Raw genomic sequence first — 24,831 nt, 5'->3', positions numbered from 1 at the left:
TCAAATTATTTCCATTGAAGTGTATTAATAATGTGCTTCATATCTTCCTGTAAAAAATCATTTACGGGTCGAAGGGAATCTTCATTAGGAGTAGCATCAAAATACAAAGCACCTCTTAAAAAATTATGGGTTGTGTCGCTTAAAAAAAATTGTTTTGCCGTAGCCACGCTTCCGGAAAGACGGAAAAAAATGCCGGTAATGTTATTAGGCGTATGCATTATGCTATCTTCTATTGAATTGGCTTTCACGTCATTTTTATAAGTAAGATTATAGCAGTCATTAACCAGGTTTTGAAATATATTTTTGCCAATAGAATCCCTGTAACCTCCGCCCGCATTCTTTACCTGGTAAACAGATGTTTCGCCTATAACTTTATAAGTAATGTAAATTTTTCCATTTAAAGCAGGGAAATCAACATTTATTGAATAAGGATCATTTCCTTTTTGATTTGAATAATCTGAATCCTGTTCTATTACTGCATAAGCAGGGTATTCGAAAGAATAGGGAAACCCTTGTTTATCAAATTTTACATATTCCCTTTTGGGGAAATCGATTTTGTAATAACCCTGTTTTTTCGAAGTGTAAGTTGAATTACAACTAATAAAAAATAAGAACGAGAGAAGAAATAAAATTGATGGTATTGAGAGATTGTTGTTCACATCAGGCAGTTTGTTCATTTTCATTTTTTTTCAATGTGAGTTTCACTTTTTCAATACGGTTTTTATTTATTGCAAGGGGTATAAATGTAAAATCGCCTGCAACAATATTTTCATTTATTTGTGGAAACTCGCCGGCAATTTCAAGTACAAGGCCTGCAAGAGAATCGCTGTCTCCACGGATTTTATCGAAAGTATCTATGGGAATATGAAGTGCTTTACACACATCATTAATCATTGTTTTCCCTTCAAATATATAGTTATAGTCATCTAATTTTTTATTAGCGCTTTGTTCGTCGTCAAATTCATCTTGTATATCGCCTATAATTTCTTCCATCACATCTTCAAGGGTTACAATACCAGATGTGCCGCCAAACTCATCCACAACCACTGCAAAGTGAATGCGTTTATTTCTAAAATCCTGTAAAAGATCTTCAATTAGTTTTTGTTCATGAACATAAAACACGGGCCTCATCAGGGAATGCCAGTCATATATTTCTTCATCAAGGTGTGGTAATAAATCTTTAGTGTGCAGGATACCTGCAATTTCATCAAGATTGTTTTTATAAACAGGTAAGCGGGAGTAATGCATTTCCTCCACTTTATTTTTTACATCGTGGAAAGAGGTGTCGTATTCTATACCACTAACGTCTAACCGTGTACGCATCGTTTGCTTTACCGTTGTATTACCAAATTTCCTGATTCCTTTTAAAATTTGCTTTTCTTCTCTTGATGCTTCATGCTCAGGAAGTAAATCAATAGCATAATCTAATTGTTTATCATCCATGCGGGAAGAACCTGGGTGAAAGCCTTTTTCAATTGAATCGCTGAGTTTTACAAGGCGTCCGCTTACGCGAAAAAAAATGCTGTGAAATATTTCTATAATCAGCGAAGACGTAGCAGCAAACCATATTTTGTGATGTGTTGCCCATACCTTTGGCAGCACTTCACAAAACATAACCAGGAGTGCAGTTACCACGATCACTTTAATTATAAACTCAAGTATAAACTGGAGGTGCAGGCTGTCAATCCAGGTGTTCATTAATGTATTTAATATTAGTATAATTCCAATATTTACCAGGCTGTTTGCAATTAGCATTGAAGCAAGCAATGTCTTCGGGTTTTCCAAGAGCGTCACTATTCTTTTATATGATGGCTGTTGTCGTGTTTTGAGCATATTTATGTCCTTTACCGTAAGCGAAAAAAAAGCTACTTCAGAACCGGCAACTAAAAATGATAATAAAAAAAGAATGATAACGATAAAAAAAAGTATGGTTGTTGCAGCAGGAGTTATTACAAGAAAATTAAGCGAAGCATAACAGTAAGGAATAGACGAATGATAATCCAAAATAAATAATTTTAATTAAAGATGCGGATGAGAATATAAATTCATCCTTTTAAAAAGGGAGCTTTTCGGAGCCCTCCTCAATTGGTGGTATTTCATTTGGCGGTATATTCTCATGACTTCCCTCTACTCCCGGTTGTCCGCTTTCTGCCCTTTTATCCAGCATGATCAGGTTATCTGCTATTATTTCAGTGGCCACTTTTTTATTATGATCCCGGTCTTCCCAATGCCTCGTTTTTAAGCGTCCTTCAATATAAACAAGGCTGCTTTTATGAAGGTATTTTTGAGCAAGCTCTGCAAGGCCCCGCCACAATACAACATTGTGCCATTCAGTTTGAGAAATTAATTTTCCTGTCTTGTCTTTATAATTTTCTGTTGTTGCCAATGGAAATTTTGCCACAGGAATATTGCCCTCCAGGTATTGTATTTCAGGGTCTTTTCCCAGGTTGCCAATTAGCACAACTCTGTTTACTCCTCTCATAAAAATCTTATTTTCTTCAGTTAACGATTTAATGAAAACAAATTTAAAGATACATTTTAATCTTGCAAATATGATGCGATAAATTTGGGAAAAGCAAGGTTTTTAAGATCCCTAACGGGAATCAATTTGTATTTTTTTAAGTTGGCTTTTGAATTTTTTATTTTGATGTGGATAAACCTCCCGTTAATAGTTTGATGCGTAAGTTTTTGAATATATATTTTTGAGATTCTATTGACCTTAAAATTATTCTTTCCAAGTAAGGATGTGAAGGCTGAAGAGTGCAAAAATTCTTTCTCGGCAACAAGACTCCCGGTTTCCACCAGGATAAACTCGTATAAATTTTGCCAGATATCTTTATCAGTTCTTTGGTTTATGTAAATGTTGCCGTCCTGCTCAACCAACAGGTAATTAAAGAAGCGGGTTCGTTGCTTGATTTTTTTTTCTTTTACCGGTAAAACTTCCACAGTTCTCTTTTGATAGGCGATACATCTTTCGTGGAATGGGCATTCGGCACAAAGCGGTACGGCCGGCTTACAAATAACAGCTCCAAAGTCCATAATAGCCTGGTTATATTCTGCAGGATTGTTTTTGTCAAGCAGTTCGTTTGCCAGCTCTTTAAATAGTTTTTTTCCTTCCGTGGAATCCACGGGTGTTTCTATTCCGAAAACCCTCGCCAACACTCTAAAAACATTTCCGTCCACCACGGCATACGGCTGGTTAAAAGCAAAAGACGCTATGGCTGCAGCGGTATAATCCCCGATTCCTTTAAGTGATAAAATGTCTGCGTATTTTTCAGGAAATTTCCCGTTCAACGTATCGGTAATATATTTGGCGGAGGTAATTAAATTTCTACAACGACTGTAATACCCTAATCCTTCCCATAGTTTATAGATTTCTTGTTCAGGTGCATTTGCAAGATCGTTAACAGTAGGCCATTTTTTAATAAAACGGTTATAATAATTTAAGCCTTGTTGTACGCGTGTTTGTTGCAGGATAATTTCACTTATCCAAATTTTATAAGGATCTTTTTCCCCCTTCCACGGCATTTCTCTTTTATTTTCATTTCTATTCCATTTTATTAAAATTTCAAAAAAAAATTTCTTATTTTTCATTAAATATTAAATGCGTAAAGAATTTATAATGAATAATTCATATAAAGATGCTTCTTTAATATTATTCGAAATGGATTTTAAAAGAAATATATTCATTTGTGCTAACCTATGGTAAAATTTTTTTTTGTTTGGAATTTAAATCATTAACCCAATTCAACGTAACAAAAATGAGAAAAGCTGATATCATTAATCAAATTTCAGAAAAAACGGGGATTCCCAAGGTAGATGTTTTGGTAACATTGGAAACCTTATTTAAAGAAGTAAAAGAATCGCTGGCCCAGGGTGAGAATATTTACATAAGAGGGTTTGGCAGTTTTATTACCAAAAAGAGAGCTGCAAAAATCGGCAGGAATATTAAAAAAAATGTTGCTGTAGAGATACCGGAACATTATATTCCTGCCTTTAAGCCGGCAAAAGAATTTGTACAGGAGATAAAGGCGCGTAACCAAAAACGCAATCCACAATAATTGTACCTTTGTGCGGGGACAAAAAAATCTCCTCTTTATTTACATTGATTAAAAGAATTATTCTTGCATCAGCAGGCCTGGCATTTTTGTTGGTACTTTTTCTTTTCGGAAAAACTACTACAACTAAACCTAATCTTCCGCAGCCAGAACAAACCTTACCGGTTTTTGATATCTCTGCATTTATTGCAAAAGAGAAGCAACAATTAACCCCGACCCAACTTATCCATATTTCTAAAATTGAAAATAGTATCAGCAGGGGAGACGTAAAAAATCAGTCTCAAAATCAATTATACCAGCTCGCTGATTTCTGGAAAGATTCAGTTAAATTATTTCCTCCATACGCTTATTACTTAAGTGAAGCAGCCAAGTTGGATAATTCGGAAAAAAACCTCACCTTTGCTGCCCGTTTGATTTTAGAGAACATGAGGAGGGAAGACAGTGTGGCACTGAAATCGTGGGAAGCAGAGACCGCTGCGTCTCTATTTGAAAGGGCTTTAAAGCTTGATCCCGAAAATGCTGATTTAAAAGTTGGTCTCGGAAGCTGCTATGTTTATGGCCAGGGGATGATTGGGGATCCACAACAGACGATGAGAGGTATACAGCAGTTACTGGAAGTAGTTCACAAAGATTCCAATAACATGCAGGCTCAAATGGTTTTAGGAATCGGGGCAGTTATTTCCCGTCAATTTGATAAAGCAGTTGAAAGGCTTAACAAAGTTGTGGCATTCGACCCAAATAATCTTGAAGCTGTATCGTGGCTTGCAGATGCTTATGCAGGAGAAGGTGATAAAAAAAATGCAGTTAAGTGGTACGAGCAAAGTAAACGACTGGTAAACAATCCTGCATTTAGCAGAGAGGTGGATGAAAGAATTAAAGCATTAAATACAGGTCCTTAATTGTAGGGCATACAATATTGCAACGTTGACAGTTTAAAAACAACGTGCTTTTAATTTGTCTTTATTTATAAATTATTTAAAAATACTCAGTTATGCCTTGTGGTAAAAAGAGAAAACGTCATAAAATCGCAACTCATAAGCGTAAAAAGCGTTTAAGAAAAAATCGTCATAAGAAGAAGTAAAACTGTACATTTACTTTGCGCACCGGCCTGCGTCCCGGATTTTGCCTGATACCCCCTCTGTGTAATTAAGAAATTAATTAAAAGATTTTGAGTTGAATAAGGAACTTATTATAAATGCTGCCCCACAGGCAGTAGAAATAGCCTTACTTGAGGATAAGAAGCTTGTAGAATTGCACAATGAAAATGCAAACGCAAGTTTTGCAGTGGGTGATTTGTATTTAGGTAAAGTAAAAAAATTAATCCCGGGCCTTAATGCCGCTTTTGTTGATGTCGGGTTTGAAAAAGATGCCTTTCTCCATTATACCGATCTTAGCCCTTATGTTCGGTCCATTCTGAAATTTACAAGAATGGCTATTAATGACAAAGCTGAACCCGGCTTTGATTTTCCTTCATTTAGTGTAGAACCGGAAATTATAAAGACGGGCAAAATTTCTGAAGTACTAAATGGCAAGCCACATATTCTTGTACAAATATTAAAAGAACCTATTGCGGCTAAAGGGCCTCGCCTTAGCTGTGAGTTGTCCCTGCCAGGAAGATTTGTTGTGCTTACACCCTTCAATGATATTATTGCAGTATCACGTAAAATTCATTCATCTGAGGAAAGAAAACGGCTACAAAAAATAATAGAAGCGTTTAAACCTAAAAATTTTGGGGTAATTGTTCGTACAGCCGCTGAGGGGAAACATACGTCAGAATTGCATGAAGATTTAATATCGTTAATAACTACCTGGAAAAATATTCAAAAAAACTTAAGTGGTGCAGTTGCTCCCTGTAAAATTATGAGTGAAGAAGGAAAGACAAACAGCATACTTCGTGATTTACTAAATGAAGATTTTAATAAAATTGTTGTGAATGATAAAAATATTTTCAACGATACAAAAACATATTTACAAAGGATAGCGCCTGAAAAAACTGAAATACTTTCTTTTCACAATAATGGTTCACCTGTGTTTGACAGTTATGGAATAACACGACAGGTAAAAGCAGCTTTTGGAAAAACGGTAAACCTTCCAAGCGGCGCCTATCTTATAATTGAACATACAGAAGCGCTTCATGTAATTGATGTAAACAGCGGTTATAAAAGTGTAAGTAATAATCAGGAACAAAATGCTTTTGAGACAAACCTTGAAGCGGCTGCTGAAATTGCAAGGCAATTAAGGCTTCGTGATATTGGAGGTATTATAGTGGTTGACTTCATAGATATGAAGTTGATGGAGAATAAGAAAAGACTTGCTGATCAAATGGAAGTTTTTATGCGTGCCGACAGGGCAAAGCATGCAGTGTTACCTATCAGCAAATTTGGTCTGATGCAAATAACCCGGCAGCGTATGAAGCCGGAGATGAACATCAATACTTCTGAAGTATGCCCAAGTTGCGATGGAACTGGCAAAATTTCTTCCACACTTATATTAGAAGATGAGATTGAAAAGAATCTCAGCTATCTTATTATGCAAAAGCATACCGGGCTTTCCATAGAAGTGCATCCTATATTACATGCTTACCTTACCAAAGGCTTTCCTTCCATACGCTTGAGATGGAGATGGAAATACAAGCAACAGATTACTATAAAATCTAATAGTAATTATCATCTTACTGAGTTTCATTTTTACGACAAAAGTGATGAGGAGATAAAGCTGTAAGACTTAAATCCAATAATCAAAAACGAGTAAAGTTTCTGTAGACTTAGCTTACATATTTTCCCGGCATAAAAAATGGAATGTGTATTATCTTGCATAGATGATGCTATACATTAAAAATATGGTATGCAGCCGTTGCAAAATGGTTGTAAAAGATGAGCTTATTAAGTTTGGTCTTCATCCAAAAAATATAGAATTAGGAGAAGTTGAAGTTGAAGAGGACCTAAACGATGAAAACAAAAATCAGCTCAATATAATTTTACAATCATTCGGGTTTGAATTAATTGACGATAAAAAAAGCAGGCTCATAGAGAAAGTAAAAAATAGCATTGTTGATTTAGTACATTATTCCGAGGAACAAATAAATACTACATTTTCAGAATATATCAGCAGAAAGCTTCATCACGATTATAATTATTTAAGCAATCTTTTTTCTGAAGTGGAAGGAACAACCATTGAAAAATATTTTATTGCCCAAAAAATTGAAAAGGTGAAAGAACTTTTAAAATATGATGAACTTTCGCTTTCCGAAATCGCTGATCGCCTGGGATATAGCAGTGTAGCTTATTTATCAAACCAATTCAAAAAACAAACAGGCCTTACACCTAGTTTTTATAAATCTTTAAAACAAATCAAAAGAAGAGGTTTAGAAGACCTGTAAATGTTATAATTGTATTACAAAATTCCGTAACAGTAACACTTTTCAGTTAATCTAACTTTGTGTCAACAATAAATAATAATGACACATAAATATAGCGTTACAGGAATGAGCTGTTCCGGCTGCCAGGCAAAAGTTCAGCAATTATTATCAGCAGTCGATGGAGTAGAGAAAGTTTCGGTTGATTTGCCCGGTGGCGAAGCCATAATTGAGATGAAAACACATATTCCAACGGCGGCATTAAAGTCGGCTTTAAAAGACTACCCGAAATACCAATTGGAAGAAAAAAATAGCTCAGCTAACGGTAACCAACACACGCAAAATAAAATTAAACCTCTTGCTGTAAACCATATTCACAATCATGGCGACGGCATATATTATTGTCCCATGCATTGTGAAGGCAGTAAGACTTATGATAAGCCTGGTAGTTGTCCTGTTTGTGGAATGAACCTCGAAAAAGAGCATACTGTTTCTGTAAGAAAGAAACAATATACCTGTCCTATGCACCCTGAAATTATCAGGAATGCACCCGGTTCCTGCCCCATTTGCGGAATGGATTTAGTACCTAAGGAACCTGCGGACGATGATGAAAATAAAACATACAAAGATCTTTTGAAGAAGTTTAAGATTTCGGCGTTATTTACTTTTCCCGTGTTAATTATTGCCATGTCCGACATGGTTTCCAACAATCCTCTTATGAAGATAATGAGCCAGGAAAAATGGAATTGGGTACAGTTTGCATTGGCCATTCCTGTTATATCTTACGCAGGCTGGATGTTCTTTCAGCGTGCATGGCGCTCCGTTATAACATGGAACCTGAACATGTTTACGCTCATTGGTACCGGTACAGGTGTTGCTTTTTTATTCAGCGTTATTGCCATGTTGTTTCCCGGTATTTTTCCTGCTCAATTTAAAACGATGAATGGAAGTGTGTTCGTTTATTTTGAAGCGGCAACCGTTATCATTACTTTGGTTTTATTAGGCCAGCTTTTAGAAGCGAAAGCACATACCCGTACAAACGGTGCTATAAGGGAATTATTAAAACTCGTTCCTTCTGAAGCAACCTTAATAATTAACGGAGAAGAAAAAATTATTCCCATTGATGATATAAAAGAAGGCGATAAACTTCGTGTAAAGCCCGGAGAAAAAATTCCTGTTGATGGAAAAGTAATTGAAGGAGAGAGCAGCATTGATGAATCGATGATTACGGGGGAACCTATTCCCGTAGATAAAAATGTGAATGATGAAATTACTTCCGGGACTATCAATACATCGGGTTCATTTATAATGGTGGCGGAAAAAGTTGGTGCTGAAACATTATTATCGCACATTATTAAAATGGTAAATGACGCAAGCCGCTCTAAGGCGCCTATCCAAAATTTAACCGATAAAATATCTCGGTATTTTGTGCCCGTTGTTGTTGCGGTTTCTGTAATCACTTTTATTGCATGGGTAATTTATGGTCCTGAACCAAAATATACTTACGCATTTGTAAACTCAATTGCGGTTTTAATTATCGCTTGTCCGTGTGCGTTAGGCTTAGCAACACCAATGTCGGTTATGGTTGGTGTTGGAAAAGGGGCACAGTCAGGTGTTTTGATAAAAAATGCGGAAGCACTTGAAAAGATGAATAAAATAGATACGTTAATAATTGACAAAACAGGAACAATTACTGAAGGAAAACCTTCGGTAGAAAAGCTAATCACTGTTGGTGAATATAGTGCCGAAAATGCGTTGCAAAAAATTGCTTCGCTCAATAAATATAGTGAGCATCCTTTAGCTGGCGCCATCGTCAAATATGGCAAGGCCAAGAACATATCTTTCTCTAACGTTAAAGAGTTTAAAGCCATTGCAGGCAAAGGTGTAATGGGCACTATCGATGGTAAAAGAGTAGCATCAGGCAATAAAAAATTAATGAAAGAAATTCATTCAGTAATTCCTGAACAGCTTGAAGAAAAAGTAAGCGAAGAACAAAAATCCGGTAAAACCGTATCGTATATTTCCATTGATGAAGCAGCAATAGGCTATGTAACCATCACTGACAAAATAAAAGATACAAGTAAAAAAGCCATTTCAATTTTGCTGGAAGAAGGTATAAGCGTTTTTATGCTTACCGGCGATAATAAGCAAACTGCCAAAGCAGTTGCTGATGAATTACGCTTAACCGGTTTCAAAGCTGAAGTTTTGCCTGGAGATAAAATGAAAGAAATAAAAAGATTACAGGATGCGGGTAAAAAGGTGGCAATGGCTGGGGATGGCATTAATGATTCTCCTGCATTGGCACAGGCGGATATTGGTATAGCAATGGGTACCGGTTCTGATGCGGCTATTGAAAGCGCCGAAATTACTTTGGTTAAAGGAGATCTTCACGGCATTGTAAAAGCTAAAAAATTAAGTAAAGGAGTGATGAAAAATATTCATCAGAATTTATTGTTTGCTTTTATTTATAATACTTTGGGAGTACCTGTAGCGGCAGGCATTTTGTATCCCTTTTTTGGCATTTTGTTATCGCCGATGATTGCCGCGGTAGCTATGAGTTTTAGTTCAGTATCAGTAATATTAAATTCACTCAGGCTTAGAAAATTAAAGTTATAAGTATAATCTTGGTTTGAAGATTGATAGGATTATTAAGTCAAAAAGATATAATTGAAAAATAAATAAACTCAGGAAATGAGAATGAGATTAAAAATAATTTTTACTGCTATTATAATGGTAAGCCTCACAAACACATCATTTGCCCAAATGGATATGAAAGGAATGAACATGAAAAAGGATACCATGCCTGCTTCAAAAGAAATAAAAAAAGATACGGCCAGGGCAATGAACCATGCGATGATGCATATGCATAAAGGAAATGATACTATGAAGATGAGTAATGATATGAAAGGGATGGACATGATGAACATGAAGATGGATACAACAAAACCATCACACCATAATATGGATGATATGAACATGGACATGCAGAAAGAAGGATCATCTGGTAATTCAATGAACATGCATAATATGAGTGATGCATTTTCGTTAAATCTTCCTATGGAACGGCATGGCTCAGGAACCGGCTGGCTGCCGGACGCATCCCCAATGAGTGGCTATATGTTTCATTCCGCCAAATGGATGTACATGTTGCATGGTAACCTTTTTATTCGATACAATAACCAGGATTTTTCTCATAAAGGTTCAAGAGGCGGCGATAAATTTGATGCCCCAAGTTGGTTTATGTTTATGGGGCAACGAAAAGTTGGCGAAAAAAACCTCTTTCATTTCAGTAGTATGTTTTCTTTAGATCCTTTACTTGTTGGCGGGTACGGGTACCCGTTATTATTTCAATCAGGAGAGACATATAAGGGAAAAGCATTGATGGACCGGCAACATCCCCATGATCTTTTTTCAGAATTATCAGTAAGTTATTCTCATACGTTTTCGAAAAAAGCTGATGCATTTGTTTACGTTGGTTATCCCGGCGAGCCGGCATTAGGCCCCGTTGCGTTTATGCATCGTCCTTCTGCTTTATATAATCCGGATGCTCCGCTTTCTCATCATTGGAGCGATGCTACACACATTACTTTTGGCGTAGCAACATTAGGTGTAAGAGTTGGTAATGTAAAACTTGACGGCTCCTTATTTACAGGACGAGAGCCTAACGATAGGCGTTACGATTTCGATAAGCCAAGGTTCGATTCATATAGTGGAAGATTATCGTACAATCCTTCTAAGAATTGGGCGCTGCAGGTTTCTCGCGGTTTTATAAAAAGCCCTGAAGAATTACACCCTGATGAAAATATTAATAGAACAACAGCTTCTGCAATTTATAGTTTGCCATTAAAAAATGATGGATGGATTAATGTTTCATCTGTTTATGGTTTAAATAAAATAAAAGGCCACAGTGGTGAAAATAGTTTTTTGCTGGAAGCTTCATGGAAAATAAAAAACTTCGCCGTTTATTCAAAATATGAGTACGTAGAAAAATCTGTTGAAGAATTATCTCTTGGTGAAAACGTTTATGGCCCGGATGCACTGTTCCCCGTGAATGCATTGACACTTGGCGTTAATTATAATCTACTTCATATTGGCCAAACCAATATTTCTGCTGGTAGCCAGTTTACATATTATAATGCCGATAGCAGGTTAAATTCTCTTTACGGAAAAAATCCCATGGCATTTGAAATTTACCTGAAAATTTTTCCGGCACTTATGAAAATGCATGGTATGTAAATGCAAACATCTTTAATAACCAAAGCCATTTCCATAACCTCCCATTGATGGCATAAATAAAGACGACGCGATTTTAAAGCCAATATAAAATCCTATACATATAACTAACGGTGATAGGTACCAGCTAAGTGCATCGTTAGTACCTGACGCTTTAAAAGATTGCTGAACTATATTAAATAGCATGAGGAGCAGGTATAATAAGATAATACCGGAAACTACTCCCTGTTGTATAAGTGATTCAGGATTTAAAAGGCTCATGCTATCTTTATTAAACATCATAAAAAATGCTATAGTTAACAATATCAACATTAACGGAATACCACAAATTCCGCCGGTAAGTAATTCTTTTTTTAAATCTGGTTTTCCTGAAACTGCTTTTACAACAAATGTGAGAACCGATATGATCACCAGTATGAGACCCGCACTAAGCCCCATTTTAAAAAATGCACCAAAGCCAATTGCAGAGCGTATTTCGCTTCCTGCCACAATGTATGGCACCAGGATGTAAAATATTGTAGTGGTTACAATTAATATAAGCCCTTGCTGGTATGCCTCGCCACCTGAATTAGTAAATATGCCGAGTGTTCCTTTTATAGGCTGGGAGAATATGTTTTTAATAATTTGTAAAAGACTTTTTGAAAAGAATGATTTTACCTCATCAATATAAACATTGGTCCCCGCCTGCGATTGAGCACCAGAAGCGTTTGTTACAGGTATTGAAATTTGTTGCGCTCCATCTATATTCCCGGTAATCACTGGTTTTGGAGACGATTCATTGCTTTGTTGTTCGTTCATGATTTTGTATGTTTTAAAATGTTTAAGAAAATTTGATGGGTCAAAATCTATTTATGACAAAACTTTTTATCAATCCGCATTTATTTTTTGAAGCACTTCACTTATTTTTTATTTCATAATAAATTATTCCACCATTAATTTTTGCGTTTGCATGTTGCCGTTAGTAACAATATTGATGATATACATGCCTTTGGATAACTGCGAAATATTTATTCTTTGCTCCGATGCATTGCTGAATTTTTGGTTAATGAGTGTCCGCCCTGACATATCTCTTACGAGCAAAGTTGCATTAATACCTGCCTGGCTATAGTTTTTAATGATGAAATAATTATGCGCAGGATTTGGGTGAACGTTGATTTGCAAACCATTTGCATCTATAGTTATGTAAACTATTTTACTGTAAGTAACCTGCCCGTCATTGTCCACCATTTGCAGGCAATAAAACACTTTGCCCTCTTTTAAATTTGCTATATTATCAGGATACGAATAATTATTTTGCAAGCGAGGGTTGCTGGTTGAATTTACTTTTCCGACTGGTGCAAAAGTTACTTTGTCTATGCTCCTTTGTATAATAAAATAAGAAGTGTTTATTTCATTAGTAGTTTGCCAGTTTATCTGTGCAATGTTATCTTGTCTTGTAGCAGTTAGGTTCAGCAATGTAAGTGGTAATGCAGCATTAACGTTATTCAGGATATGCGTAAGCGACCACCGGTTTTCTATATCATCACGCACTCTTATAAATAATGTATCTGCACCTAAGGGGATAGTATTACGGCCAATATTAATTATAAATGATCCATCTGCAGCAGGTGCAGCAAATGATACAGCATCACAACTGCCAAAGCCCTCGTCTGTCTTGAAAAAATATTCTCCGTTCAGAACTTTGTTGGTATCGCTTTTATACACTTCTATATTCCGCCTTAACGTAAGGCTCCACTTTCCTAAATTATCTTTAAAGCGCCCATATAATTTGTGGTAGCCTTCCGGTAAACCTGTTGTAACAGCAGAAAAATTTTGAAGTATAATTGAATCCGGCGAGGTGATTATTATAGGTGTTCCCAAACCAAAACCCGGATCAGCATCAATAAAATATTCGCCATTTGCAATTGAAGTTTTCGCATCTGATGTAGGAATTTCGATATTCCTTCTTGAAGTAATGCTCCATTTGCCATCGCTATCTTTTGTACGGAAATATAATTTGTGATAACCTGGCTGATAGCTGCTGACATCTATGTTAACGGGAAAACTATTATCCGGGGAAGGTGTAAAGTTGACCCGTGTATTATTTCCAAAGCCTAAATCGGTGTCAATAAAATATTCACCCTGAACAACATTTTGTGATAATGAAACAATGCTTACACAAGTGCAAAGCAGCAGCAGTATAAAATTTTTCATAAAAAATTATTTTATCGTTCTTGCACTAATAGTTACCGGTAAGTTGGTAGATGTTGCGCCTGTTGTAGTAATTTGATAAATAGCTGGTATTGCTGCTAAACCGGAAAGTGTATAACGATTAATAACTGCTGCTCCGCCAAACGCACCACGGTCTGTACCATCAGAACCAGTGTTATTTGCCTGGCTTCCGTTTGCAATTTGATATGCTCCATCTGTAGAAGTTGAAGTAATAAATAGAGAAGTTATTGCGGGAACAACAACATTATTATCCGCGGTACCGAATTGTGTTGAAAGCGTTCCTATATTGTATGCAATTACTCCTGCCGAAGCTGATATATTTACTTTTGCATTTACAGGCATAAGAATATTGTTTTTAAATTCTCCTGTGGAAAATGCAAGGTTTGTCGTTGCTAGGTTATCCGGGCCATCAAATACATTGTTATTGCATTGTAATATTGGCCAAAAAGTTGTCGGGTTTGTTGCGGGTGTTCCCCATACCAATGTTTTACGACAGATATTATTATTGAACGTTATTTCTGTGGGCGGTATAAAAGATACATTCCCATTCGTAAAAAGAGCATTTGAAACAATAGTATTTGAAAAATAATTTTGTAAAATATAAATGTCCACCAAGCCTGATCCAAATTCAATTCCGTTATCAATTCTGCATCGTTTAACGGTGACGCCATTTACATTTACATATACAGTTGCATCTGCAACATTTCCTCCACTTACCACACTCACGCCAACTAATTGTGAGGATTCAGCACCTGCATTAAAAACTATTCTACTTAGTTTGGTTTCTAAAGTTGTGTTAGATGTATTTTGGTTTTCAGTTAACAAATAACCTGTTCCAATAATAGCCAGTCTTTTTGTAATGGTTGAAAAATCATAAATAGTTGTAGAGCCTTCCACATGAAGCGTATCGCCACTGTTTACAATTCCAAAAGCAACTGCCTGGTTAATTTGTGCAAAAACAGGATAGGCGGCAGAGCCACCAAAATTTTCTCCGTATAAAGTGGAGCCATTATAGTTTGATTTATTGTTCACCCGCCAGATAGCTGCTTTCGCTTGCCCGACAAAAAAAATAATCATAATAATGATCATGAATAATTGTGATTTTTTCATACAATAATTTTTATTGATGATTAAATTAATTTTGATTTTAGTTGTTGATATTCTTCTTTGCGGATGCTTTTAGTTTTTTGATAAATATGGAAATACAATTCATGCAAAAAATGGAACCAACTTCTGAAACCGCAGCTAATAAATATAAATTTGCATTATGTGTGCGGTAATCGACGGCTGATAAACGATGATTGATTTCTATATAAATTTAATCCACCGTTCTACCGGTGTCAATCCGTATTTATTTTTTGACTGCGTTCATTTATTTTTCGTAGCCGTTGAAGGAAAAACCGTACAGAATGTTTACCTTTTATTATCGGTGAGATAAAAATCAATTTCTATTTCATTTACAAAATGCTGTTGTATGACTAAGATCTTTTTCCTTATTTCATTTAGCATATCGGTCCAAATAGCCAATGCACAAAATGCAAAGGACTTCGATTCGCTGGTGAATGTTTTGACTCAAAATAAAAGCGGCGATTCCAGCCGAGTAAAAACATTATTAAATATTGCCAATATTCTTATATACAACAATCCGGATTCATCAATGAAATATACTGATGAAGCCATGGAACTCTCACAACAAATAAAATGGCAAAAGGGTATTGCACTTTCGTTTCGCCAAATGGGCTATGTGTATTATATATTAACCGATAAATTCCGGGCAATGGATTATTACCTTAAGGCCTTGAAAGCCGGGCAATCCATAAACAATAATTTTTTTAATGCAACCATCTATAACAATATTGCAAATATTTATGCTGATCTTAAAAACTATAAAAAGGCTTTGGATTATTATTCTAAATATTTATCAATTGCGCAACAGGTTAAAAGCAAAACCGATGAAATGAATGCCTTTATTAATATAGGAGATATTTATACTGAGCAGAATAGTTTGCCACTGGGCCTTGCTTATTTTAATAAGGCGCTTTTAATTGCAAATGAAACAGGAAACAAAAGAATAGGTGCTGCTATTCTTAATAACCTGGGAGAAATATTTATTAAGCATAACAATTATGAAATGGCTCTTTCTAATTTTGAAAAAAGCTTAAGCCTTGCTGAGGAAACCAGGAATATGAATGCAAAAGCCACTGCATTAAACGGGCTGGGTGAAATTTATTTACATCAAAAAAAATATAAACAGGCCGAAGATTTTAGTAATCGCTCATTGCAATTATCCAAAGAATTAGGCGATATCTCATGGCAGGCAAATGCGCTTGAAACTTTGAGCAAAACATATGAGGAACAAAAAGATTTTGCTAATGCGTTTTATACCTATCAGCAGGCGGTTGTTTTAAAAGACAGCACGTTGAGCGATAAAAAAAAGCAGGACATTACCCGCCTTGAAATGCAATATAATTTTGATAAAAAAGAAGCAGAGATTAATGCCGCCAATGATAAAAGGCAAGCGCTTGCCGCTGCTGAAATTAACAGACAAAAAATACTTAAGAATGCTTCGCTGGCAATAGGATTTATATTAATGTTAGTGGCTGTTGCAGGAATTATTTTATATAAAAGAAGAAACGATACTTTAGAAAAAAAGAAAGAAGCTGAATTTAATACGCAAGTTGCCTATACGGAACTGAAAGCACTTCGTGCGCAAATGAATCCTCACTTTATTTATAATTCACTCAATTCAATTAATGATTATATTGATAAGCATGATACCGAAATGGCAACTTTATATACCACTAAGTTTGCAAAGTTGATGCGTATGATACTGGAGAACTCAGAACAAAAAGAAGTGCGGCTTGCTGATGATTTAAATGCCTTGGAATTATACATGCAACTGGAAAGCATGCGTATGCAAAATAAATTCAGTTATGAAATAAAAGTTGATGAAGATATAGACCGGGAGAATACTTTAATTCCTCCATTAATATTACAACCATTTGTTGAAAACAGTATCTGGCACGGAATATCAAAGAAACAAGGCGCCGGAAAAATATTGGTATCTATTCATAAAGAAGGAAACATGATTAACTGTGTGGTGGAAGATAATGGTATTGGAATACTGGAATCTTCAAATGCAGAAACGGAAAAAGAAGTGCTATTAAAAATAGTCTTTTGGAATGAAAATTACAAAAGCAAGAATTGATATTATAAATAAGATAAAAAAATCAAATGCAGCGATAACGACATCAAATCTTGAACAGGGTACTAAAATAGAAATAAAATTACCTGAAGAACTAGCTTTCTAATTTATGATTAAAGTCTTAATTATAGATGATGAACAACATTGTATTGACAGGCTCACTAAATTGTTGATTCCATCACATAATAACCTTCTTGAAATTACCGGAACAGCATTAACAGTGGAAGAAGGAATTGAAAAAATCACATTATTAAAACCCGATCTTATTTTCCTGGACGTACAGATCAATGATAAGACCGGCTTCGATCTTTTAAGAACAATACCTGAAATTGACTTTGCAATTATATTTGCCACGGCTTATGATAAGTTTGCGATACAGGCAATTAAATTCAGTGCAATAGATTATCTGTTAAAGCCAATTGATGCTGCAGATTTAAATGTGGCGTTATTGAAATTTGTGAATGAGCGTTCGCAAAAAATAACTGCCCAAAAAATTGATATCCTTCTTCAGAATACGCAAAGCAATAACAATACTCCGAAAAAAATAATTGTGCCTACGGTAAGCGGTTTCGAGTTTATTGATATAGCTGAAATTATAAGATGCCAGAGCGACATAAATTATACCACTATATATTTAAAGAATAAACGGAAACTGGTAGTTGCCAAAACACTAAAGGAATTTGAAGAGATGTTAAGCGGCCATTCTTTTTTCCGCGTGCATAATTCTCACCTTATTAATCTTGCTTTTATTAAAAGCTATAACAGGGGAAAGGGTGGCTCAGTAATATTAAACGACGGAACTGAGATTGAAGTTTCTACCCGCCGCAAAGATGATTTCATTAGAAGTTTATCAAGATTATAAATTTTTTTATTTAAGCACCTCCTGAAAAGATTTGCAATTTACCTTATCGTGCATCCGTAGTGTTAAGATTATTAAAATACATCTTCAATATTTGACATACTTCACTTAGATTTAGCTCGTTGGTTATACTTACTTTTCAAATTAGTGCTGCGTAATAAGAAAGGTTTTACTAAACTCAACAAATCCTGGGTGCCTTATCTATTCCGGGTACGGTTTTAGCTACTCAACTTAAAATTAATATTATGACTCAAAAGAACAAGAAACAATTTGGTGTATGGATGGATACGCATCATGCTACTGTTGTAGGAAGAGAGAACGCGGATACAACTGATTTTACAATAATCGGTCATGTTGAAAATGCCGGAGCAGAATTTAATACCAGTGAAAAAAATGCACACAATGAGGAAAAAACATTGCAGCAAAAATTTTTTAAAGAAATACTCACTTTCATGCAAAACGCGGAAGAAGTGCACCTTACCGGTACCGGCACTTCACAGGAACAGTTAATACATTATATGGCAGAAACACCCCAGTTTAAAAATACGGTTACGCAGGAAAGTACTGCCAATAAAATGAGTGATAAGAATCTTGCCGCATACATTGCTGCTAAGTTTAATTAAGGTATCAGTTAAAAAGTTGAAAGCTGTTTCAAAATTTTGAAGCAGCTTTTGTTTGTTAAAAGCATTTTTATTTTGGAAGAATTACCGTAGGGGTTTATAAAAAATAAAGTCATTATCAAATATTGATTGATGAATTGTAACTATTCTCTAAAATCATATTCAAAGCGACCCATGTTTTTCCATTTTCGATTCTTATTGAATTATTTTCCGGATTAAAAACAAACCCCATTTTTTTATAACAGTTTATCGCAACAGTATTCCACTCAAAAACGTGAGCTCAACTTTTGAGGGGTGTAAATTTTTAAAAGCATAATCTAAAAGAAACTTAACGATGGCTTGCCCATAACCTTTGCCTCTTTCCTTTGCTTCGCCGATGATTATTCTTCCCAAATGAGCCGATTGTTTTGTGAGATAAATCTCTCCGTATCCAATCATAGTTTGAGTGTTTAACTCTATAGCCTGCAATGCATACCTGTTTTTATCACTTGGAGATTTATCTAATTGGTCTTTTGTAAGCGGGAACAAGAATGAAGGTTCGGCAAATTGCATAAGAGTTTCTGCAGTATTAATCCAGGAAATTAGTATCTCAGAATTGAATTGATCAAATTTCTCTATTCTTATCATTTTAATAATAGTCTAAAATTAATCTTTCGTGTGCTATTTATCCCGCATCTTCTTACTGTTTTAAAATATCTTACAGCTTCATTCGTCTGTTTAATTAATTATTAAAACATTATGTCGTTAAAGGTCACAGGCAAAAACCCATCGGGCAGGCATCTCGAAAAAATTAAACAATCCCCAAATTATAAAAAAGAAGGTTTTGAAAATTTATCTGAAACGCCAATGATGTTGCGGGATACTTCTTACTATGAGCTGATAAAAAAAACATTGAGAAAAAATCCTGACGTAAAACCTGCTGCCAAACTACCTTCTGTTAAAACTGATTTGAAAAATATTGAAACAAGCCAACCGATAATTGTATGGTTTGGGCATTCTTCTTATTTTATAAGAATTAATAATAAAAATATTTTGGTTGATCCTGTTTTTAGTGGCAATGCTTCTCCTGTTTCTTTTATGGTAAAGGCTTTTGAAGGGAGTGATGTTTATACGACTGATGAATTTCCGGAGATTGATTTTTTAATTCTTACCCACGATCATTATGACCACCTTGATTATAAAACCATCAAAGAATTAAAAATAAAAGTCAAAGAAATATATTGTTCTTTGGGACTTACATCGCATCTTATCTATTGGGGCTTTCATGAAAATATTATTACTGAAATGGATTGGTGGCAAACCAATAAATTAACTGGTGAAATGACTTTAACTGCTGCCCCGGCAAGGCATTTTTCAGGACGTGGTTTAAAACGTTATAAAACTCTATGGTCTTCATTTATTTTGAAAACTGCTTCTCATAATTTATACCTTGGTGGCGATTCGGGTTATGATAAACACTTCAAAGAAATTGGCGAAAAATATGGACCATTCGATGTTGCCATTCTTGAATCAGGTCAATATAATACAGCGTGGCCTTTAATACACATGATGCCGGAACAAACAGTTCAGGCTGCGTTGGATTTAAACGCTAAGGTATTATTACCGGTTCACTGGAGTAAATTTTCACTGGCACTGCATCCCTGGAACGAGCCGGTACAAAGAGTTTTAAAGGAAGCAGCTTCAAACAATTTAAAAGTAACTACGCCCATGATTGGTGAACCTGTTATTTTAGACGAAGTCTATCCGGATAAAAACTGGTGGAATTTCTAAATGATTATTCAAAAGGAAGAAAATATATTTATACCTAACTGTGACGAATACCCGTAGCTAATTTTTTACCTGTATCCCTGCGCTTGCAAATGGAATAATTCAGCATATCGTCCTTTCTGTTGCAATAATTCTTCATGACTGCCAATTTGAATCAGTTCGCCTTTATCAAGTACCAGTATACGGTCTGCCATACGTACGGTTGAGAATCGATGTGAGATAAGTACGGCAGATTTCCCTTTCGTGAGTTCCGCAAAACGCAAAAAGACTTCGTACTCTGCCCGTGCATCGAGTGCGCTGGTTGGTTCATCAAGAATAAGTAATTGCGCATCCTTCATATAAGCACGGGCCAGCGCAATCTTTTGCCATTCGCCACCGCTAAGCTCTACGCCATTATTAAAGCGCCGGCCAAGTGCCTGGTCATATTGATCCGCTAATTTATTGGCAAGGAGATTTGCTAAACTCTTTTCCGCAGATTGTTCTATTAACGGACGATTGTGTTGTTCATCAATATTACCTACTGCAATATTTTGTGCAAAGCTCATTTGATAGCGAAGAAAATCTTGGAAAATAATGCCCGTATTGCGGCGAAGGTCCATAATGTCATACTCACGCAAATCAACGCCATCAAGCAGTATGCGGCCCTCTGTCGGATCGTATAAACGTGCCAGCAATTTCACAAGGGTTGTTTTGCCTGCACCATTTTCTCCAACGAGCGCAAGCTTTTCACAGGCATGAAGTGTAAAACTTAAATGACGGTTTGCCCATTTATCACTGTTATGATAGCGAAACCCAACGTTTTCAAATGTAAAGCCTTGTTTAATCGGATTTGGAAAAGAAACTGGCTTTTTTGCAATGGCTATTTTTGGTTCTATCTCAAAAAATTCAAAAAAGTCGCGCAGGTAAATTGCGCCCTGCGAAACGGTAGTGAAACGTGATAAAATATTTTCGAGTAAGCTTCTCAGTTGCCTGAATGATCCTGCAAGAAATGTGAGTGTACCAATAGTAAGTGCACCTTCAACCGTTTTTAGTATCATAACAATATAGGCTGTATAATATCCGCCGCTTCCAAGCAATGCAAAGAAAATTCCCCACGATGCACGTTTAATAGAAAGCTTTTTCTTATCATCATAAAATTTATTGCTCAATGTTTTAAACCGATCAATTAAAAAGCCGGAAAGATTAAACAGCTTTACTTCTTTGGCAGTTTCATCACTTGCGCCCAGGTAACGCATATAATCAAGTTCACGACGTTCGGGTGTTTGCCCACGTGTTAATGCATAACTGCGATCGTTAAAATAAGATTCTCCTAAAAAGGCCGGTACAATTGCTATGAGTAATAGTAGAATCAACCAGGGATTGAACGCCATTAATCCCACCATTAGAAAAGCCATGGTGATAATGTCCTGGACCTGTGTAAGTATTTGCGATAACAAAATTGTACGCCCAACGGTCTGCTGCCGTGCACGCTCCAGCTTATCATAAAACGCAGAATCTTCAAATTGGTCAAGATCAAGTGTTGCTGCATGTTCCATAATTTTTATGGAAGTGTAATTTGAGAATAGGTCGCCCAACAGGCTATCGACTAAAATAGTTGCCCTGGTCAATGCATCGGATATGATAGCGAGTGCGAATTCCGCTGCAACAAGTTCCCATAGATAAGTATGATCGGCGGCTAAGCCTTTGCTTAGCAAGATAACTTCGTCTATGATAAGCTTACCAATATATAAAATACTAACGGGGATGGCTGAACGAATTAACCTCAAAATTGCGTCCAGGATTGCGTACCAGTGATTGGTTTCCCAAACGAGTTTAAAAAACCTCGGCAAGTTACCGAGTGCGGCAAATTTTTCTTTGAGTGTTGGTTTGGGAAGTGTGTTTACGACGGGCCTCGGCATCCTTAATTTAATTAAGTTGCTAAATTAAGTCAATTGTTTATTTACTTTCCATGATCCTGAAAGTGAGATTCACTCTTGGTTCAATTACTTTTTTTGATTTGGGCAAACAATGAAGCCAATATTTTTGAGTGGTTCCTTTCATCTCCAGTAAACTTCCATTTTCTAACAGAAGTGATATAGTTTGTTTGGTTTGTTTGTGTTTTAATGAAAAGCTTCTTTCTGCCCCAAAGCTTAAAGAGGCAATCGGCGAATCTTTTTCCAGCGTCTTTTCATCATCACTATGCCACGCCATTCCTTCATCGCCGCTATGATATAAATTAAGTAAGCATGAATTGAAAGAGGTTCCGGTAATCTCATCAACTAATTTTTTTAACTCAAGTAATTCCTTGGTCCACGGCAAAGCAATTTTTGTCCTGTGGGAATAAGTGTATTCATAACCTGTATTAGCGTACCATGCCACTTTTCGTTTGGTAATAATATGCCTGCCAAAAATTATCGCTTCATCATTTTTCCACTCAATCGTGTTCAGCAATTTATCGAGATAATGGTGCGACTGTTGCTGATTTAATACTTTTCCATAATAATTTACTATTCCATCAGCTGGTAATAAATTGGCAGCTATATCGTTATTGAAAAGGTTCATCCTTCCATTTTTTTAAATTGGTTATCATAGAGGCTTCACTTTAAATTGGTTGACTTATTCAGTCATAGAACTTTGGCCGCTTCCCATCCTATCATTGCCGTTTTGCGATTGCTTCCCCAATGATATTGTCCAAAGTTTCCTGTCGACTGGATAACACGGTGACACGGAATTAAAAATGCAACGGGATTATCGCCTATTGCAGAACCTACTGCCCGTGACGCGTTGGGACTCTGTATACTTTCTGCAATTTCACCATAAGTTGATAATTGCCCCATAGGAATTTTCAATAACGTTTCCCAAACCTTTATTTGAAAGGAGGTTCCTTTCAAATGTAATTTTATAGTATTCAGTTTTTTCCAATCATGCGTGAAAATGTACAAAGCATTTTGCTGAATAAGATCAACCATTTGTTTATACACGGCATGGGGAAATTTTTTTTCTAAAGCTTTCAGTGCTTCTCGTTCATCATCTGCAAAAGCCATATAACAGATGCCTTTTAAAGTGGAAGCAACCAAAATATTTCCGAAAGGGCTTTCTGCATAACTATAATTAATGCAAAGATTTTCACCGCCATTTTTATATTCGCCCGGTGTCATCCCTTCAATATTGATGAAGAGATCATGCAGTCGTCCTGTACCGGAAAGGCCTGTTTCAAAAGCTACATCGGATAAGGTGGATTGATTTTTTTTCAACATATTTTTTGCATGTTCAACACTTATGTATTGTAAAAATTTCTTTGGACTTATGCCCGCCCATTCAGTAAAAAGTCGCTGGAAATGATAAGAGCTCAGGTGTATATTTTTCGCTATCTCTTCAAGTGACGGTTGCGTTTTGAAATTGTTATTTATATAGCCAATAGCCTCTTCAATCCGGCTGAAATTGGTGTTTTCAGTTCCTTTCATTCGATATTATTTTATTACACAAAAGTAAAAATGCCACTTACTTATAACAACCCGAAACTTGCGGAGTTTTAACTTTGAGTAATTTATTTGCAAATGCTTTTGTACTCACGATATAATTTTTAATATTTATTTAATAAGACATGATGAAAATACACCAACAAACGATAACACTTCCGGAGAAGAAAAGAGGATTTCATCTTATAACAAAAGAAGTAATTAACTCACTGCAAGGGTTACACGAAATCCGGGCAGGAGTTTGCCATGTGTTTATTCAACACACGTCTGCTTCATTGTGCATTAATGAAAATGCTGACGCAACGGTGAGGAGAGATTTTGAAATGTATTTTAATAAAGCCGTTCCGGAAAATGACCCTGACTATATACACGATACTGAAGGAAGTGACGATATGCCGGCACATTTGAAAGCAGCCTTACTGGGCAGTTCCGTAACGATCCCCGTTTCGAATGGAAGGCTTGCATTAGGTATGTGGCAAGGAATTTATTTATGTGAGCATCGCAATTATGGAGGAAGAAGAAATCTTGTGATTACTGCGTGGGGCGAGTAATGCTTATTTGCAGAGGCGATTAATAATTTCGGCGTTTTGAGGGAAAGATGATAACAAGAATTCTTTATCTGCAGTTTCAAAATCAGCAAAATCAAAACCGGGTGCAACCGTGCAGCCCGCCAGGGTATAAATGTTACCTGGCGCGGGTTCTGAGGCAAACCATGTATTTGCCTGAACCACACACTGGAAGGTTTCGCCGGCGGCTAAATCTTTTCCTAACTTAATGCAATAATAATTTCCATTATTTTCAATTATATGAATTAATAATGCTCCTCCTTCATAGAAGTGCAGCATTCATCGCTTTTTATTTTATGGAAAACTGACCGGTCGTCTTTTCTTAAAAGATAATATATCGCGGTTGAAAAATTTCGTTCACCTGTAAATCTTTTTGGTATGGCTTCATAAGGAATGCTTTCATTACTGCGATATGTTTCTTTAAAATAACCACCTTCAGGGTGCGGCTGCAATTGTAACTGATTTATTAAATAGGCTGCATTCATTATAATTGAAGATA

At 36.0% G+C, this 24,831-nt stretch carries 22 protein-coding genes and 1 pseudogene; 11 read left to right on the top strand and 12 right to left on the bottom strand.

Annotated elements, in window-relative coordinates:
- Positions 1-5: 5 nt before the first annotated feature.
- The 4 genes from gldD to mutY are packed head-to-tail and all read right to left on the bottom strand — an operon-like array spanning position 6 to position 3,594.
- Entirely contained in the window at positions 6-677 is a 672-nt protein-coding gene (gene gldD, locus FW778_RS11405) for a gliding motility lipoprotein GldD (RefSeq protein ID WP_235906224.1), read from the bottom strand.
- The gene (gene gldE / locus FW778_RS11400) at positions 661-2,004 is read right to left on the bottom strand and encodes a gliding motility-associated protein GldE (RefSeq protein WP_150414831.1); all 1,344 of its coding nucleotides are present in this window, start codon (positions 2,002-2,004) and stop codon (positions 661-663) included. Before gldE ends, gldD begins: the two co-directional genes overlap by 17 nt.
- Before the next feature lie 49 nt (positions 2,005-2,053).
- Positions 2,054-2,482: a single-stranded DNA-binding protein gene (locus FW778_RS11395; protein ID WP_150414830.1), complete on the bottom strand. Its 429-nt coding sequence runs from the start codon at positions 2,480-2,482 to the stop codon at positions 2,054-2,056.
- A 56-nt stretch (positions 2,483-2,538) separates the two neighbouring features.
- Positions 2,539-3,594, bottom strand: coding sequence for an A/G-specific adenine glycosylase (mutY, locus tag FW778_RS11390; RefSeq protein ID WP_150414829.1), 1,056 nt, complete (start codon positions 3,592-3,594; stop codon positions 2,539-2,541).
- A 167-nt stretch (positions 3,595-3,761) separates the two neighbouring features.
- Between mutY and FW778_RS11385 the strand changes: the two genes are divergently transcribed.
- From FW778_RS11385 to FW778_RS11360, 6 genes are all read left to right on the top strand, one after another.
- The gene (locus FW778_RS11385) at positions 3,762-4,061 is read left to right on the top strand and encodes an HU family DNA-binding protein (RefSeq protein ID WP_150414828.1); all 300 of its coding nucleotides are present in this window, start codon (positions 3,762-3,764) and stop codon (positions 4,059-4,061) included.
- Between the two features lie 44 nt (positions 4,062-4,105).
- Complete coding sequence (locus FW778_RS11380) at positions 4,106-4,957, top strand: tetratricopeptide repeat protein (RefSeq protein ID WP_150414827.1); 852 nt, start codon at positions 4,106-4,108, stop codon at positions 4,955-4,957.
- Positions 4,958-5,231: 274 nt separating this feature from the next.
- A complete protein-coding gene (locus tag FW778_RS11375) occupies positions 5,232-6,779 on the top strand; it encodes an Rne/Rng family ribonuclease (RefSeq protein WP_150414826.1) in 1,548 nt (515 codons plus the stop codon).
- 139 nt (positions 6,780-6,918) lie between these two features.
- On the top strand, positions 6,919-7,437 hold the full coding sequence (locus FW778_RS11370) for a helix-turn-helix domain-containing protein (RefSeq protein WP_235906223.1): 519 nt from the start codon (positions 6,919-6,921) through the stop codon (positions 7,435-7,437).
- Positions 7,438-7,515: 78 nt separating this feature from the next.
- Positions 7,516-10,029: a heavy metal translocating P-type ATPase gene (locus FW778_RS11365; protein ID WP_150414824.1), complete on the top strand. Its 2,514-nt coding sequence runs from the start codon at positions 7,516-7,518 to the stop codon at positions 10,027-10,029.
- Positions 10,030-10,104: 75 nt separating this feature from the next.
- Positions 10,105-11,649, top strand: coding sequence for a hypothetical protein (locus FW778_RS11360; RefSeq protein WP_202552192.1), 1,545 nt, complete (start codon positions 10,105-10,107; stop codon positions 11,647-11,649).
- Between the two features lie 12 nt (positions 11,650-11,661).
- Here FW778_RS11360 and FW778_RS11355 read toward each other — a convergent pair whose 3' ends face one another.
- The 3 genes from FW778_RS11355 to FW778_RS11345 form a co-directional block, all read right to left on the bottom strand.
- Positions 11,662-12,444 carry a hypothetical protein gene (locus FW778_RS11355; protein WP_150414823.1) on the bottom strand — a complete coding sequence of 261 codons (783 nt, stop codon included), beginning with the start codon at positions 12,442-12,444 and terminating at the stop codon, positions 11,662-11,664.
- 123 nt (positions 12,445-12,567) lie between these two features.
- On the bottom strand, positions 12,568-13,839 hold the full coding sequence (locus tag FW778_RS11350) for a T9SS type A sorting domain-containing protein (protein WP_150414822.1): 1,272 nt from the start codon (positions 13,837-13,839) through the stop codon (positions 12,568-12,570).
- Between the two features lie 6 nt (positions 13,840-13,845).
- Positions 13,846-14,967 (bottom strand): hypothetical protein, encoded by a 1,122-nt coding sequence (locus tag FW778_RS11345; protein ID WP_150414821.1) that lies wholly within the window; start codon positions 14,965-14,967, stop codon positions 13,846-13,848.
- A 364-nt stretch (positions 14,968-15,331) separates the two neighbouring features.
- Between FW778_RS11345 and FW778_RS11340 the strand changes: the two genes are divergently transcribed.
- The 3 genes from FW778_RS11340 to FW778_RS11330 all read left to right on the top strand — a co-directional run bounded on the left by FW778_RS11340 (position 15,332) and on the right by FW778_RS11330 (position 18,544).
- Positions 15,332-17,065, top strand: coding sequence for a tetratricopeptide repeat-containing sensor histidine kinase (locus FW778_RS11340; protein ID WP_150414820.1), 1,734 nt, complete (start codon positions 15,332-15,334; stop codon positions 17,063-17,065).
- Positions 17,066-17,171: 106 nt separating this feature from the next.
- A complete protein-coding gene (locus FW778_RS11335) occupies positions 17,172-17,924 on the top strand; it encodes a LytR/AlgR family response regulator transcription factor (RefSeq protein ID WP_150414819.1) in 753 nt (250 codons plus the stop codon).
- A gap of 242 nt (positions 17,925-18,166) precedes the next feature.
- A complete protein-coding gene (locus tag FW778_RS11330) occupies positions 18,167-18,544 on the top strand; it encodes a hypothetical protein (RefSeq protein WP_150414818.1) in 378 nt (125 codons plus the stop codon).
- Between the two features lie 243 nt (positions 18,545-18,787).
- On the opposite strand, the gene FW778_RS11325 is transcribed toward FW778_RS11330, so the two are convergent.
- Positions 18,788-19,168, bottom strand: coding sequence for a GNAT family N-acetyltransferase (locus FW778_RS11325; RefSeq protein ID WP_150414817.1), 381 nt, complete (start codon positions 19,166-19,168; stop codon positions 18,788-18,790).
- Positions 19,169-19,279: 111 nt separating this feature from the next.
- Here FW778_RS11325 and FW778_RS11320 point away from each other — a divergent pair, with 111 nt between their 5' ends.
- Complete coding sequence (locus FW778_RS11320) at positions 19,280-20,311, top strand: MBL fold metallo-hydrolase (RefSeq protein WP_150414816.1); 1,032 nt, start codon at positions 19,280-19,282, stop codon at positions 20,309-20,311.
- Positions 20,312-20,376: 65 nt separating this feature from the next.
- Here the strand turns inward: FW778_RS11320 and FW778_RS11315 are convergent, their stop codons facing one another.
- The 3 genes from FW778_RS11315 to FW778_RS11305 all read right to left on the bottom strand — a co-directional run bounded on the left by FW778_RS11315 (position 20,377) and on the right by FW778_RS11305 (position 23,751).
- Positions 20,377-22,206, bottom strand: a complete 1,830-nt coding sequence (locus tag FW778_RS11315; RefSeq protein ID WP_150414815.1) for an ABC transporter ATP-binding protein — start codon at positions 22,204-22,206, stop codon at positions 20,377-20,379.
- A gap of 37 nt (positions 22,207-22,243) precedes the next feature.
- A complete protein-coding gene (locus tag FW778_RS11310) occupies positions 22,244-22,849 on the bottom strand; it encodes an alpha-ketoglutarate-dependent dioxygenase AlkB family protein (protein WP_150414814.1) in 606 nt (201 codons plus the stop codon).
- A 62-nt stretch (positions 22,850-22,911) separates the two neighbouring features.
- Positions 22,912-23,751: a bifunctional helix-turn-helix domain-containing protein/methylated-DNA--[protein]-cysteine S-methyltransferase gene (locus FW778_RS11305; RefSeq protein WP_150414813.1), complete on the bottom strand. Its 840-nt coding sequence runs from the start codon at positions 23,749-23,751 to the stop codon at positions 22,912-22,914.
- 140 nt (positions 23,752-23,891) lie between these two features.
- Between FW778_RS11305 and FW778_RS11300 the strand changes: the two genes are divergently transcribed.
- Positions 23,892-24,317, top strand: a complete 426-nt coding sequence (locus tag FW778_RS11300) for a secondary thiamine-phosphate synthase enzyme YjbQ (RefSeq protein WP_235906222.1) — start codon at positions 23,892-23,894, stop codon at positions 24,315-24,317.
- Between the two features lie 3 nt (positions 24,318-24,320).
- Here the strand turns inward: FW778_RS11300 and FW778_RS11295 are convergent.
- Positions 24,321-24,817: pseudogene (locus FW778_RS11295) on the bottom strand (cupin domain-containing protein).
- Positions 24,818-24,831: the final 14 nt, after the last annotated feature.

Source organism: Ginsengibacter hankyongi, from assembly GCF_008710285.1.
Taxonomy (GTDB): Bacteria; Bacteroidota; Bacteroidia; order Chitinophagales; family Chitinophagaceae; genus Ginsengibacter; species Ginsengibacter hankyongi.
Note: the sequence above shows the minus strand (reverse complement) of the source record. Positions and strands in the feature narration are given on the sequence as shown.

Excerpts from the sequence above, each read along its gene's own strand:
- gldD (WP_235906224.1), bottom strand. The coding sequence starts at position 677 with ATGAACAAACTGCCTGATGTGAACAACAATCTCTCAATACCATCAATT.
- FW778_RS11395 (WP_150414830.1), bottom strand. The coding sequence starts at position 2,482 with ATGAGAGGAGTAAACAGAGTTGTGCTAATTGGCAACCTGGGAAAAGAC.
- mutY (WP_150414829.1), bottom strand. The coding sequence starts at position 3,594 with ATGAAAAATAAGAAATTTTTTTTTGAAATTTTAATAAAATGGAATAGA.
- FW778_RS11385 (WP_150414828.1), top strand. The coding sequence starts at position 3,762 with ATGAGAAAAGCTGATATCATTAATCAAATTTCAGAAAAAACGGGGATT.
- FW778_RS11370 (WP_235906223.1), top strand. The coding sequence starts at position 6,919 with ATGGTTGTAAAAGATGAGCTTATTAAGTTTGGTCTTCATCCAAAAAAT.
- FW778_RS11365 (WP_150414824.1), top strand. The coding sequence starts at position 7,516 with ATGACACATAAATATAGCGTTACAGGAATGAGCTGTTCCGGCTGCCAG.
- FW778_RS11360 (WP_202552192.1), top strand. The coding sequence starts at position 10,105 with ATGAGAATGAGATTAAAAATAATTTTTACTGCTATTATAATGGTAAGC.
- FW778_RS11355 (WP_150414823.1), bottom strand. The coding sequence starts at position 12,444 with ATGAACGAACAACAAAGCAATGAATCGTCTCCAAAACCAGTGATTACC.
- FW778_RS11350 (WP_150414822.1), bottom strand. The coding sequence starts at position 13,839 with ATGAAAAATTTTATACTGCTGCTGCTTTGCACTTGTGTAAGCATTGTT.
- FW778_RS11345 (WP_150414821.1), bottom strand. The coding sequence starts at position 14,967 with ATGAAAAAATCACAATTATTCATGATCATTATTATGATTATTTTTTTT.
- FW778_RS11340 (WP_150414820.1), top strand. The coding sequence starts at position 15,332 with ATGACTAAGATCTTTTTCCTTATTTCATTTAGCATATCGGTCCAAATA.
- FW778_RS11335 (WP_150414819.1), top strand. The coding sequence starts at position 17,172 with ATGATTAAAGTCTTAATTATAGATGATGAACAACATTGTATTGACAGG.
- FW778_RS11330 (WP_150414818.1), top strand. The coding sequence starts at position 18,167 with ATGACTCAAAAGAACAAGAAACAATTTGGTGTATGGATGGATACGCAT.
- FW778_RS11325 (WP_150414817.1), bottom strand. The coding sequence starts at position 19,168 with ATGATAAGAATAGAGAAATTTGATCAATTCAATTCTGAGATACTAATT.
- FW778_RS11320 (WP_150414816.1), top strand. The coding sequence starts at position 19,280 with ATGTCGTTAAAGGTCACAGGCAAAAACCCATCGGGCAGGCATCTCGAA.
- FW778_RS11315 (WP_150414815.1), bottom strand. The coding sequence starts at position 22,206 with ATGCCGAGGCCCGTCGTAAACACACTTCCCAAACCAACACTCAAAGAA.
- FW778_RS11310 (WP_150414814.1), bottom strand. The coding sequence starts at position 22,849 with ATGAACCTTTTCAATAACGATATAGCTGCCAATTTATTACCAGCTGAT.
- FW778_RS11305 (WP_150414813.1), bottom strand. The coding sequence starts at position 23,751 with ATGAAAGGAACTGAAAACACCAATTTCAGCCGGATTGAAGAGGCTATT.
- FW778_RS11300 (WP_235906222.1), top strand. The coding sequence starts at position 23,892 with ATGATGAAAATACACCAACAAACGATAACACTTCCGGAGAAGAAAAGA.